General features: G+C 73.8%; 13 protein-coding genes. 7 read left to right on the top strand and 6 right to left on the bottom strand.

Features of this window, described 5'->3' with window-relative positions; genetic code table 11:
* Positions 1-21: 21 nt before the first annotated feature.
* Entirely contained in the window at positions 22-834 is an 813-nt protein-coding gene (locus Q8791_RS14210; RefSeq protein ID WP_330092158.1) for a nucleotidyltransferase domain-containing protein, read from the bottom strand.
* An 804-nt stretch (positions 835-1,638) separates the two neighbouring features.
* Here Q8791_RS14210 and Q8791_RS14205 point away from each other — a divergent pair.
* Positions 1,639-2,316, top strand: a complete 678-nt coding sequence (locus Q8791_RS14205; protein ID WP_330092157.1) for a sirohydrochlorin chelatase — start codon at positions 1,639-1,641, stop codon at positions 2,314-2,316.
* Between the two features lie 370 nt (positions 2,317-2,686).
* Positions 2,687-3,616 (top strand): aminoglycoside phosphotransferase family protein, encoded by a 930-nt coding sequence (locus Q8791_RS14200; protein ID WP_330092156.1) that lies wholly within the window; start codon positions 2,687-2,689, stop codon positions 3,614-3,616.
* Between the two features lie 23 nt (positions 3,617-3,639).
* Here Q8791_RS14200 and Q8791_RS14195 read toward each other — a convergent pair whose 3' ends face one another.
* Positions 3,640-4,317 (bottom strand): response regulator, encoded by a 678-nt coding sequence (locus tag Q8791_RS14195; RefSeq protein ID WP_330092155.1) that lies wholly within the window; start codon positions 4,315-4,317, stop codon positions 3,640-3,642.
* A complete protein-coding gene (locus Q8791_RS14190) occupies positions 4,298-6,850 on the bottom strand; it encodes an ATP-binding protein (RefSeq protein ID WP_330092154.1) in 2,553 nt (850 codons plus the stop codon). The genes Q8791_RS14195 and Q8791_RS14190 overlap by 20 nt, the downstream gene beginning before the upstream one ends.
* A gap of 246 nt (positions 6,851-7,096) precedes the next feature.
* Between Q8791_RS14190 and Q8791_RS14185 the strand changes: the two genes are divergently transcribed.
* A complete protein-coding gene (locus tag Q8791_RS14185; protein ID WP_330092153.1) occupies positions 7,097-7,999 on the top strand; it encodes a hypothetical protein in 903 nt (300 codons plus the stop codon).
* Positions 8,000-8,085: 86 nt separating this feature from the next.
* On the opposite strand, the gene Q8791_RS14180 is transcribed toward Q8791_RS14185, so the two are convergent.
* Positions 8,086-9,663, bottom strand: coding sequence for an FAD-binding oxidoreductase (locus Q8791_RS14180; RefSeq protein WP_330092218.1), 1,578 nt, complete (start codon positions 9,661-9,663; stop codon positions 8,086-8,088).
* A 98-nt stretch (positions 9,664-9,761) separates the two neighbouring features.
* Between Q8791_RS14180 and Q8791_RS14175 the strand changes: the two genes are divergently transcribed.
* The 4 genes from Q8791_RS14175 (at position 9,762) to Q8791_RS14160 (ending at position 13,940) form a co-directional block, all read left to right on the top strand.
* Positions 9,762-10,349, top strand: coding sequence for a TetR/AcrR family transcriptional regulator (locus tag Q8791_RS14175; protein ID WP_330092152.1), 588 nt, complete (start codon positions 9,762-9,764; stop codon positions 10,347-10,349).
* Between the two features lie 71 nt (positions 10,350-10,420).
* Complete coding sequence (locus Q8791_RS14170; RefSeq protein ID WP_330092151.1) at positions 10,421-11,956, top strand: glycerol-3-phosphate dehydrogenase/oxidase; 1,536 nt, start codon at positions 10,421-10,423, stop codon at positions 11,954-11,956.
* Between the two features lie 262 nt (positions 11,957-12,218).
* A complete protein-coding gene (locus tag Q8791_RS14165) occupies positions 12,219-12,773 on the top strand; it encodes an ATP-binding protein (RefSeq protein ID WP_330092150.1) in 555 nt (184 codons plus the stop codon).
* 279 nt (positions 12,774-13,052) lie between these two features.
* The gene (locus Q8791_RS14160) at positions 13,053-13,940 is read left to right on the top strand and encodes a bile acid:sodium symporter family protein (protein WP_330092149.1); all 888 of its coding nucleotides are present in this window, start codon (positions 13,053-13,055) and stop codon (positions 13,938-13,940) included.
* A 25-nt stretch (positions 13,941-13,965) separates the two neighbouring features.
* Here the strand turns inward: Q8791_RS14160 and Q8791_RS14155 are convergent, their stop codons facing one another.
* The gene (locus Q8791_RS14155; protein WP_330092148.1) at positions 13,966-14,610 is read right to left on the bottom strand and encodes a response regulator transcription factor; all 645 of its coding nucleotides are present in this window, start codon (positions 14,608-14,610) and stop codon (positions 13,966-13,968) included.
* Positions 14,598-15,818, bottom strand: a complete 1,221-nt coding sequence (locus Q8791_RS14150) for a sensor histidine kinase (RefSeq protein WP_330092147.1) — start codon at positions 15,816-15,818, stop codon at positions 14,598-14,600. The genes Q8791_RS14155 and Q8791_RS14150 overlap by 13 nt, the downstream gene beginning before the upstream one ends.
* Positions 15,819-15,904 lie beyond the last annotated feature (86 nt).

The raw sequence follows: 15,904 nt of genomic DNA, 5'->3' as shown, positions 1-15,904 counted from the left end.
GCGGACCGGGGCGGGGAGCGGTCAGGCCGCCAGACCGGGGCGCAGGGAGTCGTCCAGGACCATCTCGATGTAGTCCAGGGCGGCCCGGCGGCGGGCGAGCGCGCTCTCGTACAGCGAGGGGGCGTTGGCGTTGCGGCGCACGCGCAGGCACTCGTTGACGATGTGCTGCCACTTCTCCGGGAACGCGTGCAGGGCGTAGGCGCCCGCGCCCGACTTGGAGGTGATCTCCCCGGTCTTCAGGGTGAAGTGCAGGCGGCTGACGCTCAGCACGCTCCAGGAGGGCGCCAGGGAGCCGAGGGCGGCCAGGCCGCGCGGGGTGACCAGGCGTCCGGCCTTCTCGCGCCAGCGCCGCCACTGCTCGTCCAGGGACCCCAGGGACCAGGCGCGCAGGCTCTCGGGCTCGTCCCACACGTCCAGTTCGAGCGGGTGGGGGCCGCGCACGGTGACCCCGTGCTCGGCGAGGATGTGCCAGGTCGCGGGGTTGACGTCGGCGCTCGCCCGCGTCCTGAACCGGCCTCCGACGACCGAGGCGACCGGGCCGCAGGCGGCGGGGTCGCGGGTGAGGTCGTCCCAGGTGACGTGGACGCCGTTGAACTGCGGCCGGGGAACCGCCGCCCGCGTGCGCGCGTGCGCGCCGCGCAGCAGCTCCAGCTCCTCAGGGTTCGGGGCCCTCCCCGTGACGAGGACGAAGTCGACGTCGCTGGTGTGCGGGCGGAAGTCGCCGAGGGCGACCGAACCGGTCAGGTAGAGGCCTTCGACCAGGCCGGGGGCCTCCTGGTCCGCGTGGGCGAGGAAGGTCTGGGCCAGCGTCTGCACCCGAGGGTGGACGGCCATGCTCACTCCAGTCTGCACGGTGCGGTGTGGGTCGCGGGGGCCACCGCCGGTGGTGGGGTCCGGCGGGTGGTTGCCCGTGAGCGGTTCCGGGGCACGTGGGCCGGCCGGGATGTGGTCCGCTCGGTACCAAGTGTGGGCGGGCCGGTGGCGCATGGCAAGTGATCACGCCGGACCGGCATCCTGTCTCCCCACGTCAGGTGGTGTGCGGCTATGACGTTGTGGGGGAGTGCGCACCCTTGACAGAAAAGGGTCGGGTGTGGAAGGGGTTGCCGGTCCCGCGGCCCCTCCCGGAGTGTAGTGCCGGAGTGCTTCGGTAACACAGGGAAACCGTTCCCGTGTCCGGCAGCACACCCGGCGCACATTCGGAGGCACGTGCATCCGCACCGGGCGAATGCATGGGAAATTGTTTGCTCGTTATTTCTCTATAGAACTCGGGAGGAAAGGGAGTTTTCACCCGAGTTGGCAATGGGTGGTGCGGTGCCGGGTGCGCCGTCCCTGTCGGAGATTCGGCGCGGAGGCGGGGGTTTCGACATCGGGGCAGGTGGAGGTCTGCGTTCCCGTCGTTTCGGGAGTCGCCCGTTCCGTCGGACGGTCGAACTGAGGCGTACGCCACTTCCCGGACAAGTGGACACGTTCCAGTTTTTCGGCGATTGTTATGGTTCACCAAGACTTCCCCAGGTGATAACCATCACAGCCATTGTCTGCTGTTTCCCTCCATGTAACACGAGAGCACTTCCCTGAAACTGTGCCCCTTTACTCTCGGTGGACGACGGTAGATCTCACAGCGATTCCAAGGAGCCGTGCATGGTCCCGACGATGGTCCTCGTAGCCGACGACTCACGTGACGCCCACCGGCGGGAGGCCCTGTGCGGCCTGGCCGCGGCGGTTGCCGGACGGGGCGAGGTGCCGGTCGCCCCGGCCTTCGGCAGTCCCGCCGAGGTCACCGCCGCCATCCGCGCCGTCCGCGGGCCCAAGGTGGTCGTCCCCGCGTTCGTCGCCGGCGGCGACGTCGCCAGCGCCCACCTCCTCTCCAGGCTCGATCTCCGCGGCCTGGGGAACGCCTGCCGCACGCCGCCCCTCGGAGCGGTCCCGTCCATCGTCGCCGACCTCGCGGGGCGCCTCACCGACTCGGGCTGGAGCCGCGACGACGGTGTGGTCCTGGCCGCGGACGGCACCACCGGCACCGAGGAGCGCCAGGTCGTCATGGACGTGGCGCGCATGCTCAGCCGCCGCCTCGGTTCCCCGGTCCAGGTCGGCTACCTGCGCACCTGGGCGCCGTCGGTGTTCGACGCCGTCGACCGGCTGCGCCGCGACGGCCGCGACAACGTCGCCGTCGCCGCGTGGAGGCTCGTCGACGGGCCCGACTTCGACCTGCTGCGCGGGCTCGACGTCACGGCCCTCACCGCGCCTCTGTGGCCCTCCGAGCTGGTCGTGGACACGCTCCTCGCCCAGCACCGGGCGGCCAAGGGGAGGCTGGTCTGACCCCGCGGAAGGTGCTTCCGGACGCCCGGGGCGAAACCCACGGGGTGTGACAGCCTCACACCGTTCGGTAACGAAGGAGGTTCGGGTCGCGGCCGCGCCGTTACCGGGACCACGAGGCTGGGTAGGTGTCGAGAGGGCGGGAACTCCCCGCACCCACAACGCGGCACCCGCACCCCGTCCGCGCCCCGGCGGCGCGGAACGGCCCGGGTGCGACTCCTCCGGAGCTGTGAACTCCCCCGTCGGCAGGGAGGCCTCCTGTGACCGACCCGGGCCCTGACGGCGCTCGCGCGGTTCGGGCAGGGCGGCCCACCGAGCCGCGGCGGGACTCGACCCCGACAGGCATCGTCGTGAGCGAACCTAAGGTGGATGTATGAACCACGTCACAGCGCAGTTCGTCGGCGGCCGGCAGCGTCGGCGTCTGGAACAGCGCTTCGGCAGCCACGTGGGCGAGTGGCTGACCGAGCTGCCCGCGATCGTCGACGCGCTCGCCGCCGAGTGGCGGCTGACGGTCGAGGTCCCCGCCCCGCGCGGGCGCACGTCCGTGGTGATCCACGTCAGGCGCGCCGACGGGTCCGAGGGAGTGCTCAAGCTCTCCCCGGAGAGCGGGCTGGCCGTCTCCGAGGCCAGGATGCTCCGCATGTGGGCGGACTCCCACCGGGTGCCCCTCGTGTGGGGTCTCGACGACGACCGGGGAGCCGTCCTCATGGAGCGGATCGACGGCGACACGATCGCCTCCCGGGGCACGGTGCCGTCGATGGAGACCGTCGGTGCTCTGATCGCCCAGCTGCACGCCACGGACGTGCCCGCAGGGGAGCTCGCCGAGCTCCGCCCGCTGACGTCGCGGGTGCAGTTCGTCTTCGACTTCTGGAACCGCGAGCGCGGCGAGGGACCCGCGGCCGAGGTGGTGCCGGTCTCCGCCATGCACCGCGGCTTCTGCCGCGCCCGGGACCTGGCCAACGGGACGGTCGACGTGGTGCCCGTGCACGGCGACCTGCACCCGGGCAACGTCATCGATGGGGGCGCGCGGGGCCTGGTCGCCGTCGACCCGCGCGCGTGCCTCGGCGACGGCGCGGTCGACGCCGTCGACTGGGCCCTGTGGAAGGCCACCGGGGTGGCCGAGGTGGAGCGCCGGGTACAGGTGCTCTCCGAGGCCATGGACGTGGACGCCGACCGGATGTTCGAGTGGGTGCGCGCCTTCGCCCCCTGCCAGGCGGTCGCCAAGGCCAACCGGGGCCACGTCGGCACCGACGAGTTCGACGTGCTCATGGAGCTGGCCGAGGGCGCCGCCGTCGCCCGCTGACCCGGAGGGGCGGGCCCCTCGCGTCAGCCCGCCCCCTCGAAGCGGTAGCCCCTGCCCGCCTCCGTGATCAGGTACCGGGGACGGGCGGGGTCCGGCTCCAGTTTGCGGCGCAGCTGCGCCATGTACACCCGCAGATAGTTGGTCTCGCTCTGGTAGGCCGGTCCCCACACGTCGTGGAGGAGCTGGCGCTGGCTCACCAACTGCCCGGCGTGGCGGGCCAGGATCTCCAGGATGTGCCACTCCGTCGGGGTCAGCCGCACCTCCCCGCCGTCGCGCAGGACCCGTTTGGCGCCCAGGTCCACCGTGAAGCACGACGTGCGCACGACCGGGGCCTCCTCCGCGCGGACCGACCGGCGCTCGGCCGCCCTCATCCGGGCGAGCAGCTCGTCCATCCCGAACGGCTTGGTGACGTAGTCGTCGGCGCCCGAGTCCAGGCACCGCACCTTCTCTCCGGCCGAGTGCCGGGCCGAGAGCACGATGATCGGCACCTGGGACCAGCCGCGCAGGCGCCGTATGACCTCCAGGCCCTCCATGTCGGGCAGCCCGAGGTCGAGGAGGACCACGTCGGGGTGGTTCGCGGCGGCCAGGGTCAGCGCCGTGGCGCCGTCGGCGGCCGTGTCCACGTCGTGCCCCCGTGCGCGGAGGTTGATCCGCATGGCGCGGATGATCTGCATGTCGTCGTCAACGACCAGGACCCGCATCGGTCCCCCTCTCGCCACCGATGTCCGTCTTGTCGGGTTCTGTCGCCCGAAGGGTGAAGACCATCGTCAACCCGCCCCCCGGGGTGTCCTCGGGGTCGAGTGTGCCGTGCATCGCCTCAACGAAACCACGGGCGACGGCGAGTCCGAGCCCCACCCCCGTCCCCTGGGGCGCGTCGCCCAGGCGCTGGAAGGCCTCGAACATGCGCTGCTTGCCCTCGTCCGAGACACCCGGCCCCCGGTCCGCCACGCGCAGCTGAACACTGTCGCCGTGCGCGCTCGCGGCGACCAGGACCGGCACGAGCGGGTCGGGGTTGTACCTCACCGCGTTGGCGACCACGTTCGCCACCGCCCGCTCCAGCAGCCCGGCGTCCGCCAGCACGCGCGGCAGGCCGTCGGGGACGTCCACGGTGACGGCATCGTGGGGCAGTCCCAGGAGGGTGATCGGGACGACCTCGTCGAGGCCCACCGCGTGGAGCTTGGGGCGCACGTTGTCGGTGTGCACACGGCTCATGTCCAGGAGGTTGTCGATCAGGCGGTTGAGCCGGTCCGTCGACTCCTCCGCGGTCTCCATCAGGTCCTCGCGGTCCTCCGGGGTGAGCGTGATGTCGGTGGCCCGCAGGCTCGCCAGGCTCGCCTTGATCGACGTCAGCGGCGTGCGCAGGTCGTGCGACACGGCGGCCAGAAGGGCGGTGCGGATGCGGTTGCCCGCCGCCTGGCTCTTCGCCTCGGCGGCGTCCCACTCCAACCGCTGGTGCTCCAGGGCGATGCCGATGTGCGCGGCGAACGCGCGCAGCACGCCCCGGTCCGCGGCGGGCAGTACCCGGCCGCGCAGGGCCAGCGCCAGGTTGTCGGAGACCGACACCAGGACGTCCGACTCGTCGGGGGAGTCGCAGGCCGGGGCCCCGACGCTGTGGGCGGGGCGCCACCGGCCGTCGTCCAGCCTTTCCAGGAGGGTCGCCGACCGCTGCCCGAACGTCTCCCTGATACGCCGGAGCAGTGCCTGGAGGGGTTCCTTCCCGGACAGGATGCTGCCCGCGAGGAGGGTCACCGCGTCCGCCTCGGCACGGGCGCGTGCCGCCTGCGCCGACCGCCGGGCCGCCATCTCCACCACGATCGCGACGAGCGTGCCGACCAGGGTGAACGAGGTCAGCGCGACCACGTTGTCCAACGACACCGACGGCCGCCCGTGCAGCGGGGACACCAGGACGGTGAGCAGGATCGCGCTCCAGAGGGCCGACACCAGTGCGGGGCTCAGCCCGCCCACGGCGGCGGTGGCGACGGTGATCAGCAGCAGGAGCATCGTGTCGGAGGCCGGTCCCACGTTCGAGAAGAGGGGCAGCGCCATCACCAGCGACACGAGGGTGGGGGCCAGCAGAGCCAGCGACCACCCGGCCACACGGCGGTGCTCGCCCAGCCCGCGGCCGGGAGGCGGCAGGGGCCACCGGCCGCTGCCCACCCTCTCGTGGGTGACGATGTGCACGTCGATGTCGCCGGAGTCGCGGGCGACGATCGCGCCGACCCCGGGGCCGAACACGTACTGCCAGGTGCGGCGGCGCGACGAGCCGAGCACGATCTGGGTGGCGTGCACGCCCCGGGCGAACTCCAGCAGGCCGGTCGGGACGTCGTTGCCGACCACCTGGTGGTAGGTCCCGCCCAGTTCGGCGAGGAGCCGCCGCTGCCGCAACAGGTCGTCCGGGGGCGTCTCCGGGATCCCGTGCGGGGGGACGACGTGCACCGCCAGCAGGTGGCTGGGCTGGGGGTGGCCGCCCCGGGACCTGGCCGCGACGCGGGCGGCCCGGCGGATCAGCGTCTCCCCCTCGGGGCCCCCGGTGAGCGCCACGACGACGCGCTCGCGGGCCTCCCAGGTCCGCTGGATCTCGTGCTCGCCGCGGTAGCGGGCCAGGCCCTCCTCCACGCGGTCGGCGGTCCACAGGAGCGCCAGCTCGCGCAGCGCCGCCAGGTTGCCCTCCCGGTAGTAGTCGGCGAGGGCGGCGTCCACCCGCTCGACCGGGTGGATGTCGCCGTGCGCCATGCGGCGGCGGAGCTCCTGCGGGGTGATGTCCACGAGTTCGACCTCGGCCGCGCGGCGCACCACGTGGTCGGGGACCGTCTGCCGGGGTCGTACCCCGGTGATCTGGTGGACGACGTCGTTGAGGGACTCCAGGTGGTGGATGCCCACGGTCGACAGGACGTCGATGCCCGCCTCCAGCAGCTCCTCCACGTCCTGCCAGCGGTTCGGGTTGGGCGCCCCCGGCGGGTTGGTCCGCGCGAGGTCGTCGACCAGCGCCATGCCGGGCGCCCGCGAGATCACCGAAGCGGTGTCCACCGAACCGGACGGATGCGGCGGGACGTCCTCCAACCCCTCCATGAGGGCGGACGTGCGTTCCCGGCGGTGGGTGTGGACGGCTGCGACCACCACGTCGGTGCCGTGCGCGGCCCGTCGGCGGGCCTCGACCAGGACGTTGTGGGTGGTGCCCACCCCCGGGGCCGAACCCAGGTAGATACGGAGTTTTCCTCGTGCCACGGCATCCATTGTCGGGGTATCCGGGGGCGCCCGGGCCTGGTTCCCGGCGTGAGGTCGGTTTCGTCCGGTTCCGGCCTTCGGTGTGACGGACGGCGCGCGGTTGGCGATACTGGGTGTGACATGCGGACGCACCCCGCGTGGCCGCAGCGCGGTGCGGGCGGCGGCCCGGGCCGTTCCGTGCGACACGAGACCACCTGTGAGGAGGCGCGGCGACCACCCGCCCCCCGGGTCGGGTGCGCCCCAGCCGCGAGACCGATGACCTATCCCCCCAACGACGGTTCGTTCCCCGGTCCCCCCGGAGGGCAGCCGTTCCCGGGTCAGCCCGGCCGGCCCCACCAGGGGTGGTCCCCCCACCCCGGCCAGCAGCCCCCGCCCGGCCCCTACGGGCCGCAGGGCACGTCGCCCGGCGGATACCCGGGACAGCAGTACGTCCCGCCCGTCCAGCCCGGCCACGGCTTTCCCGGAGGCGTCCCTCCCCAGCAGCCCCCCGTGCCGGGCCGGCCCGGACGGCCGAGGCGTCGCGGAACGGGCGCGGTCGTCGCCGCCGTCGCCGCCGTCCTGGTGGTGGCGGCCTCCATCGGCGTCGTGGTGTGGAACGTCGCGGGCGGGCGCCCCTACGCGGACCTGCCCGGCTGCCGCCAGCTGCTGCCGGCCGACGTGGTCGACGGCATCCCGGGAGCCGGCAGCCCGAGGGCCGAGGGCGACTACTACCCGGCGGAGGAGACGGGCTACGAGGAAGGCGGCCAGATCGGCTACCTCGCCTGCTCCGTCAGCGACTCCGACGTGTTCCTCCTCGACGTCCACGCGACCCTGTACGAGTTCGAGGACGACGGCGAGGCCGTCGCCGACCTTCGCGAGGAGGTGGGCGACGCCCGGGAGGACCTGGGGAGGGACAGGTCGCCCGAGGGCATGAGCGGCGGGATCCTCGACTGGCGGTCCGTCTCCGCGGGGGACGGGGGCTTCGCGGTCCTGTACCAGGACGAGGACTACTCCGAGGAGATCTTCGCGGCGGCCTCCTTCACCCTCGTGAACGTGGCCGTCCTGATCAGCTTCCCGCTGGAGGACGGCGGGATCGGCGAGGGCGAGGCCCTGGACTTCCTCGACGACTTCGCGGGACAGGTCGAACGCCAGATCTCCCGCGAGGCCGAGAGGGCCTGACCCCGGCCCCGGGCGGGTCCCGGGCGGGCCCAGCCGCGTGCCGGGGCGCCGCCGGGGCCCTCCGGCGGCGCCGCGCCCGCGGCCCGCTACCCGGGGTCGGGGATGAGCTTGCCCGGGTTCAGCACGCCCTCGGGGTCCAGCGCGGCCTTGACCGCGCGCAGCACGTCGCCGCCCAGCGGTCCGATCTCCGCCGCCATCCACGGCCGGTGGTCCGCCCCGACCGCGTGGTGGTGCGTGATCGTGCCGCCGTTGGCCATGATCGCGTCCGAGGCCGCGCGCTTGGCCCGGCCCCAGCGCGCCACGGGATCCGCTCCGGCCGCCGTCGCCACCGTGAAGTACAGGGACGCGCCCGTGGGATAGGTGTGCGACACGTGGCACATCACGACCGCGCCGCCCTCGTCGCCCTCCAGCGCTCCGGTGAGGGCCGCCGACACCGCCGCGTAGAGCGGTAGCAGGCCGGTCCACGAGGCGGCGGTCTCCAGCGTCTCGGCGAGGATCCCCGCCGACAGCAGCGTGTCGCGCAGGTAGGGGGAGGAGAACCGGTTCTCGCGCCAGTGCGCCACCGGTTCCGGGCCGAGCGGTGTGCCGCCCGCCCCGGCCATGAGCTCCCGCACCGCGGCCGCGCGGGCGTCCACCTCCGCGGACGCCCCCTCGAAGCCCAGGACCGCCTGGCACCCGGGGGAGGCCTCACGGCCCCCCATGGCCGCGCCCACGAACGTCTCCGACTCGTCCAGCACGCGCGCCATGGTCGGCCGGGTGTCCGACTGCGCCAGGACGCGCAGCGCGTCCACCCCCGTCCTGAAGTCGGGGAACGTCCACGCCTCGTCCAGCACCCGCTCGGGCGTCCTGCGCACGCGCACACCCACCTCGGTGATGACGCCCAGGGTGCCCTCCGAGCCCAGCAGCAGGCGGCGCAGGTCCGGGCCGGCGGCCGACGCCGGGGGGCCGCCCGCCTCCAGGGTGCCGCGCGGGGTGGCCACGCGCAGTGACACGACCATGTCCTCGAACCGGCCGTACCCGGAGGACGCCTGTCCGCTGGAACGTGTCGCCGCGTAGCCGCCGATGGTCGCGTACTCGTGGCTCTGCGGCAGGTGGCCGAGGGTGAGGCCGTGCTCCGCGAGCAGCGCCTCGGCGTGCGGCCCGCGCACGCCGGCGCCCAGGACGGCCGTCATCGACACGGGGTCCACGGACACCAGGCGGTCCAGGCGGCGCAGGTCGAGGGCGACCACGGCGCGGAAGCCCCCGCGCAGCGGGGTGACGCCGCCGACCACGCTGGTGCCGCCGCCGAAGGGCACGACGGCGACGCGCTCGGCAGAGCACACCGCGAGCAGTCTCTCCACCTCGTCGTGGTCGGCCGGATAGAGGACGGCGTCCGGCGCGGGATTCGCCGTGCCCGCGCGGCGCAGGAGCAGGTCGGGGGTGCTCTTGCCGCCGCAGTGGCGCAGCCGGACGGGGTCCTCCGCGTTCACGTGCTCGGAGCCGACCACCGCGGCGAACAGGCCGCGCGTTCGGGCGTCGAGCCTGGTGGGAGGCAGTTCCACCTGCTCCTCCGGGACCGGGGGCAGGGCCTCGAACCTGGCCCGGAGCACCTGGGCGACCAGGTCGCGCAGGCCGGGGTCGAGCTCCCGTGCCCTGGCGGGGTCACCCCAGGCGAACCAGCTCATGTCGGGTGCGTCGTCCGTGCCCGTGCCCGGGCCGGGGCCGGGCGTGTGCGCGCCGTCGGGGGGTGTGTTCTCGTGAGCCATGCTCTACAGTTTTACACATGGCGTCAAAACGTAACGTAGAGGACCGGATCCTGGACGCGGCCCGCGCCTGCGTCGAGGCCTTCGGGGTGCGCCGCACCACGCTGACCGACGTGGCCCGCCGTGCCGGGGTCAGCAGACCCACCGTGTACCGCCGCTGGCCCGACGCGACCGCGCTCGTCGCCGACCTCCTCACCCGCGAGCTCCGGCGGATCCTGAGCGACGAGGGCGTGGCCTCCGCCGCCGACCCGGCCGGGGAGAGCGTGCGCCCGCGCCTGGTCCGGCACGCGGCCGGGGTCGCCCGCGCGATGCTGGCGCACCCCCTGTTCACCCGGATCGTGGACACCGAGCCCGAACTCCTGGCGACCTACACCTTCCACCGCCTGGGCACCAGCCACCGGGCCGCCCTCGACCTGGTGGAACCGGTCGTCGCCGAGGGGCAGCGCGACGGCTCGGTCCGCGCGGGTGACCCCGAGGCCCTGGCCCGCCTCGTCCTGGTCACCGTCCAGGGCACGGTCACCTCCCGCCGCCTGTTCGCCGACGTCCTCGACGAGGACGGCCTCGTCCGGGAACTCGCCGTCCTCCTCGACGGCTACCTGGCACCCTGACACGCCGCGACCTCGGGCCGGATCACGGCCCACGCCGGTCCGCCACACCGCCCCCGGAAAGGACCGCTCCCATGAGCACCACACGTCCCGCGTCCCCGTCACTGAACGCCGCCCGGAGAACCGCGGACCTCGCCGCACTGGAGGCCCGGCCCGAGGTGGACGTCCTGGTCGTCGGGGGAGGCGTGACGGGGGCCGGGGCCGCGCTCGACGCCGCTTCGCGCGGTCTCTCCACCGTGCTGGTCGAACGCCACGACCTGGCCTTCGGCACCAGCCGGTGGAGTTCCAAGCTCGTCCACGGAGGCCTGCGCTACCTGGCCAAGGGGCAGGTCGGCATCGCCTACGAGAGCGCCCGCGAACGCGACGTGCTCATGCGGGTGACCGCACCCCACCTGGTCCGTCCCCTGCCGATGATCGTGCCCGTCCACCGCGGGAGCGGTCTGGCCAGGGCACTGGCCGTGCGCGCGGGCATGGGCCTGGGCGACCTCCTGCGCGTGATGGCGGGAACTCCCGGAAGCGTGCTGCCCCGCCCCCGGCTGCTCAACGCCCGCCAGACCCTGCGCCTCCTCCCCGGGGCAGCCAGGCGCGACCTGCTCGGGGGCATCCTCTCCTTCGACGGCCAGCTCGTGGACGACGCCCGCCTCGTCGTCGGACTGGCGCGCACCGCCGCCCGCGAGGGGGCCCGGGTCATCACCCGCTGCTCCGCCGAGAGCGTCGCCTCCGACGGAGCGGTGCTGCGGGACGAGACCACGGGCCGGATCATCCCGGTGCGCCCGCGCGCCGTCGTCAACGCCACCGGCGTCCACGCCGGCCTCCTGGACCCCGGTGTGCGGCTGCGACCCAGCCGGGGCAGCCACCTCGTGCTCGACGGTGCGGCCCTCGGCCACCCGAAGGCCGCGCTCACCGTGCCGATCGGCGGCAGCGTCAGCCGGTTCGTGTTCGCCCTGCCCCAGCCGGACGGGCGCGTGTTCGCCGGGCTCACCGACGAACCCGTGGACGGACCCGCGCCGCGCGTCCCCGAGGTGACCGCGGGCGACGTGGACTTCCTGCTCGACCAGTTCAACGGCGCTCTGGAGACCAGGATCGGCCGCGGCGACGTCATCGGCGCGTTCGCCGGGCTGCGCCCGCTGCTGGAGGGGGTCGGCGACAGCGCCGACCTGTCACGCGAGCACGCCGTCTCCGTCGCGCCGAACGGGACGGTCACCGTGGTCGGCGGGAAGCTCACCACCTACCGGGCGATGGCCGAGGAGGCCGTGGACGCGGCGGTGCGCGTCCACCGGCTGCCCGCGCGGCCCTGCCGGACGCGCTCCCTGCCCCTGGTCGGTGCGGCCTCCCGCGAGGAGCTGGACGCGGTGGACGCCCCGCGCCGCCTGGTCGAGCGGTACGGAACCGAGGCCGTCGACGTCCTGGCCGGGGCAGGGGGCGACCCCGCCCTGCTCAGGCCGGTCGTGCGCGGCGTCACCGGCGCGGAGTTCCGGTTCGGGGTGCGCCACGAGGGGGCCATGGACGCGGACGACCTGCTGGACCGCCGTACCCGGATCGGTCTGGTCCCGGCGGAGAGGGCCGAGGCGGAGGCGGCGGCGAGGGGCGCTCTCGACGCGGTGGTCTGAGGGCAGGCGGGCCGCGGGCCGGTTCGGCGGAGCGGTCGGGACGGCCCCGTGCACGACCGCGGGGACGCGGATCCGGGGGCGGCACGCGCACCGGCATTCGGGCACTTGCCACACCCACATCCCCTGTCCCACAGGGGTCTTATCGCGTAAGGTCGTAGCCGTTCCGCGCCGCACCTCCCCCAGACGGCCGCCGGACGCTCCCGCAGCCGCCCCCTCCCGCGGTTCGCCCGTCCACCGAGCCGCCCCGCCGAAGGAGTCACCCATGCCCACGCTCGTTCCCGTGCCAGCACTGGCCAAGGAGGAGGACTCCGTCCTCGCGGGGGTCCCGGACGAGTACCGGCACTACTTCAACGGCCGGTCACCGGTCCCGTACACCAAACGCCACTGGGAGTTCGCCGGGGAGCCCGCGAGCGTGCCGCTGGCCCGTGCCTTCCTGGACACCTGCGCGGCGTCCCGCGACTCGGAGTTCCGTTACGTGTTCTCGCTGCTGGGGACCGAACTGGCGACCAACGCCATCCGGCACAGCCGTTCCGGCGAGCAGGGCCAGACGTTCGTGCTCAAGGTGATCCGGGAGCCCAACGGCCTGACCCTGGCCTGCCGCGACAACGGCAGGCCCACCAGCGCGCCCTCGGGGGAGGACGGCCGGCTCAGCGCCGCACCGATGGTCGGCGACCGGCTCACCGCCGAGAACGGCCGCGGGCTGGCCCTCGTCGACAGCTTCGCCACCACGTGGGGCGACAACGGGCACCCGAGCATCCGCAAGGTCTGGTTCCACCTGGCCTACGACCTGAGGGGCAGTTCCTGGCCCGCAGCCTGACCCGGGGAGGATCCCGGAGCGCCCGGCCCCGTCGGGGCGGGGAGGCCTTGTCAGGGCCGCCTCCGGCGTGCCAACATACCGACGAGCAGCAGAAGTGGCGCAGATCACGGGACGGCGCGATCCCCGATCCGCCCGGGCGGCCCCGCCCGGAACCCCCCAGACGACTCCACTCCGGCACCGTCACCGAACGCGGTCCGCGACGACCGGCGCCCCACGCCGGCCAGTGCCCCCGACCGCCGAGCCGCACCCCCCAGCGCGGCCCGATCCCGAGGTGTCCCCATGGATTCCGCCATCGCCACGATCGCGCTCCCCGCCGCGCTCGCCGTCATCATGCTGGGCCTCGGCCTGAGCCTGACCGTCGACGACTTCGTCCGGCTCGTCAGGCTGCCCGGCACGGTCGCGCTCATCCTGGGCTGCCAGATACTCCTGCTGCCCCTGTTCGCGTTCGTCCTGGTCGTGCTCTTCCAGCCGCCTCCGGCGCTGGCGGTCGGGATGATGCTGCTGGCCGCCTCCCCGGGAGGCACCACCGCCAGCCTGTACAGCTACCTGTTCCGGGGCAACGTCGCGCTCAACATCTCCCTGACCGCGCTCAACTCCGTCACGGCGATGGTGAGCCTGCCGCTGATCACCAACCTGTCGATCGCCTACTTCATGGGGGACGGGGACACGCTCGGCCTCCAGGCCGACAAGGTCCTCCAGGTCTTCGCGATCATCCTGATCCCCGTCGCCGCGGGAATGCTCGTCAGGGCCGGGGCCGCCTCCTTCGCCCGGCGCATGGAGAGGCCGGTCAAGATCGCCTCGGTGCTGGTGCTGTTCGGCGTCATCGCCGTCGCCATCTTCCAGGAGCGCGCCAACCTCGGCGACTACATCGTCGCCGTGGGCCTGATGGTGCTGCTGTTCAACATCGCCAGCCTCGCCGTCGGCTACTGGGCGCCGCGCGTCATCGGCACGGGCCGCCCCGAGGCGATCGCGTCCTGCATGGAGATCGGCCTGCACAACACCACGCTGTCCCTGGCCATCGCGCTCAGCCCCGCACTGCTCGACAGCACCGAGATCGCGATCCCGTCGGCCGTGTACGGCGTGCTCATGTTCTTCACCGCGGGCGCCACCGGCCTGCTGCTCAACCGGCGCGGCGCGCGGGAGGACGCCGGGGCCGCCGGCGGCTGACCCGCCGGACGGGCGGGCGCGCCGCTCACCTGCCGTCGAGGTAGGCGAGCACCGCGCGCACCCGGCGGTGCCCGCTGTCGGACGGCGACAGCCCCAGCTTCGCGAAGATGTTGCCGACGTGCTTGTGCACCGCGTTCTCGGTCACCACGATCCGCTCGGCGATCTCGCCGTTGCCCAGCCCCTCCGCCATCAGCGCCAGCATCTCGTTCTCGCGCCGGGTGAGGGTCTCCAAGGGGTCCCGGGACCGCCGGGCCAGAAGCTGCTGGACCACCGCAGGGTCCATCACCGTGCCGCCCTCCGCGACCCTGCGCAGGGCGTCCACGAACTCACTGACCCGGCCCACCCGGTCCTTGAGCAGGTAGCCCACCCCGCCCCGGCCGTCGGCCAGCAGTTCACCGGCGTAGTCGCGCTCCACGTACTGCGACAGCACCAGCACCGGCAGCGCCTCGTGGCGCTGCCGGGCCGCGATCGCCGCGTGGATGCCCTCGTCCCGGAAGTTCGGCGGCAGCCGGACGTCCACGATCGCCAGGTCGGGCCGGTGCCGCTCCACGGCGTCGGCGAAGGCCGCCGCGTCGACGGCGACCTCCGCCACCTCGAACCCGCGCGTGGACAGCAGCAACTCCAGACCCGCGGACAACAGCACGTTGTCCTCGGCGATCACGATCCGCACGGAAGCTCCACCTCGACCACGGTCGGCCCGCCTGCCGGGCTGTCCACGCGCACGGTACCGTCCAGGGCCGCCACCCGGCGACGGATCCCGGTCACCCCGCTGCCGCGGGACTCGTCCACCCCGCCCGCGCCGTCGTCGCGCACCGACACCCGCAGGACGGCGCCGACCCGGTCCAGGCGCACCCCGATCTCCCGGGCGGTGCTGTGCCGCACCGCGTTGGTGACAGCCTCGGTGACCACGAAGTACGCGGCGGTCTCCGCCGCCACCGGCAGCGTGCCCAGCTCGCCCACGTCCAGCCTGGTGGTGACCGTGGTGCGGGCGGCCAGGGCGCTCAGCGCACCGGCCAGCCCCCGGTCGGCGAGGATGGGCGGGTAGATGCCCCGGATCACCTCGCGCAGCTCCGACATCGCCTCCTCGGTGCCCTCGTGGGCGTTCTTCAGCAGCGCCGCGAGTCGGGGATCCTCCGCCAGCGCCTCCCGGGCCACGCCCAGCTGCATCGCGATCGAGACGAGCCGTGCCTGGGTGCCGTCGTGCAGGTCGCGCTCGATCCGGCGCAGCTCGGCACCGTGGGCGTCCACCACGTCCGCGCGGGTCCGGCTGAGCTCGTCCACCCGTGCGGCCAGCAGCTCCGCCTCGGTGGGGGCCAGCAGCCGCAGGTTCATGCGGGCGTGCGCCTTGGCCGCGGGGACCACCGCCCACCGGAACAGGGCGAACCCGAGCACGAGCTGCACGGCCACGGTGGCCAGGGCCGTGCCCCAGCTGTCGGCCGGGAACCACAGGAACTGGAGCTCCTGTCCCTCGGGGAGCGCCCACCAGAACAGGAACTGCACCGAGGACAGGGGCAGGGTCACCGCGAACAGACCCAGGAGCCCGGCGAAGAGGCTCACCACCGCGAACACGGGCATCCACAGCAGCACCCTGCGCGTGGACGGCTCGCGCCACAGGGCGCGGAATCCGGGGACCCCGGTGTCGGGGAGCGCCGGCACCGGAACCCGGAGCAGGCGGGAGGCCTGGCCCTGGTGCCAGGCGGCGATCCTCCCCACGGCCCCCAGCCAGGGCGGCAGCAGCATGAACCCGATGCCGCCGATCGGCACGGTGAGCACCACGACCAGGGTCAGGGGCAGCGCCACCAGCATGGCCAGACCCGACCCGAAGGCCACCAACAGGTAGCCGCTCGCCCGCAACCCCCGAGCCCAGACGTCATTCATCCCCGGTCCTTCCCGTTCACGCGTTCGCGTCCGAACCCCTCAGCACCGATCAGTCTGGGCCATCGCGGAGGTGCCGGGCACTACAG

Origin of the sequence: Nocardiopsis codii (genome assembly GCF_036327455.1) — a bacterium.
Lineage (GTDB): Bacteria > Actinomycetota > Actinomycetes > Streptosporangiales > Streptosporangiaceae > Nocardiopsis > Nocardiopsis codii.
The sequence above is the reverse complement of the archived record's forward strand: the minus strand, read 5'-3'. Positions and strand labels throughout refer to the sequence as shown.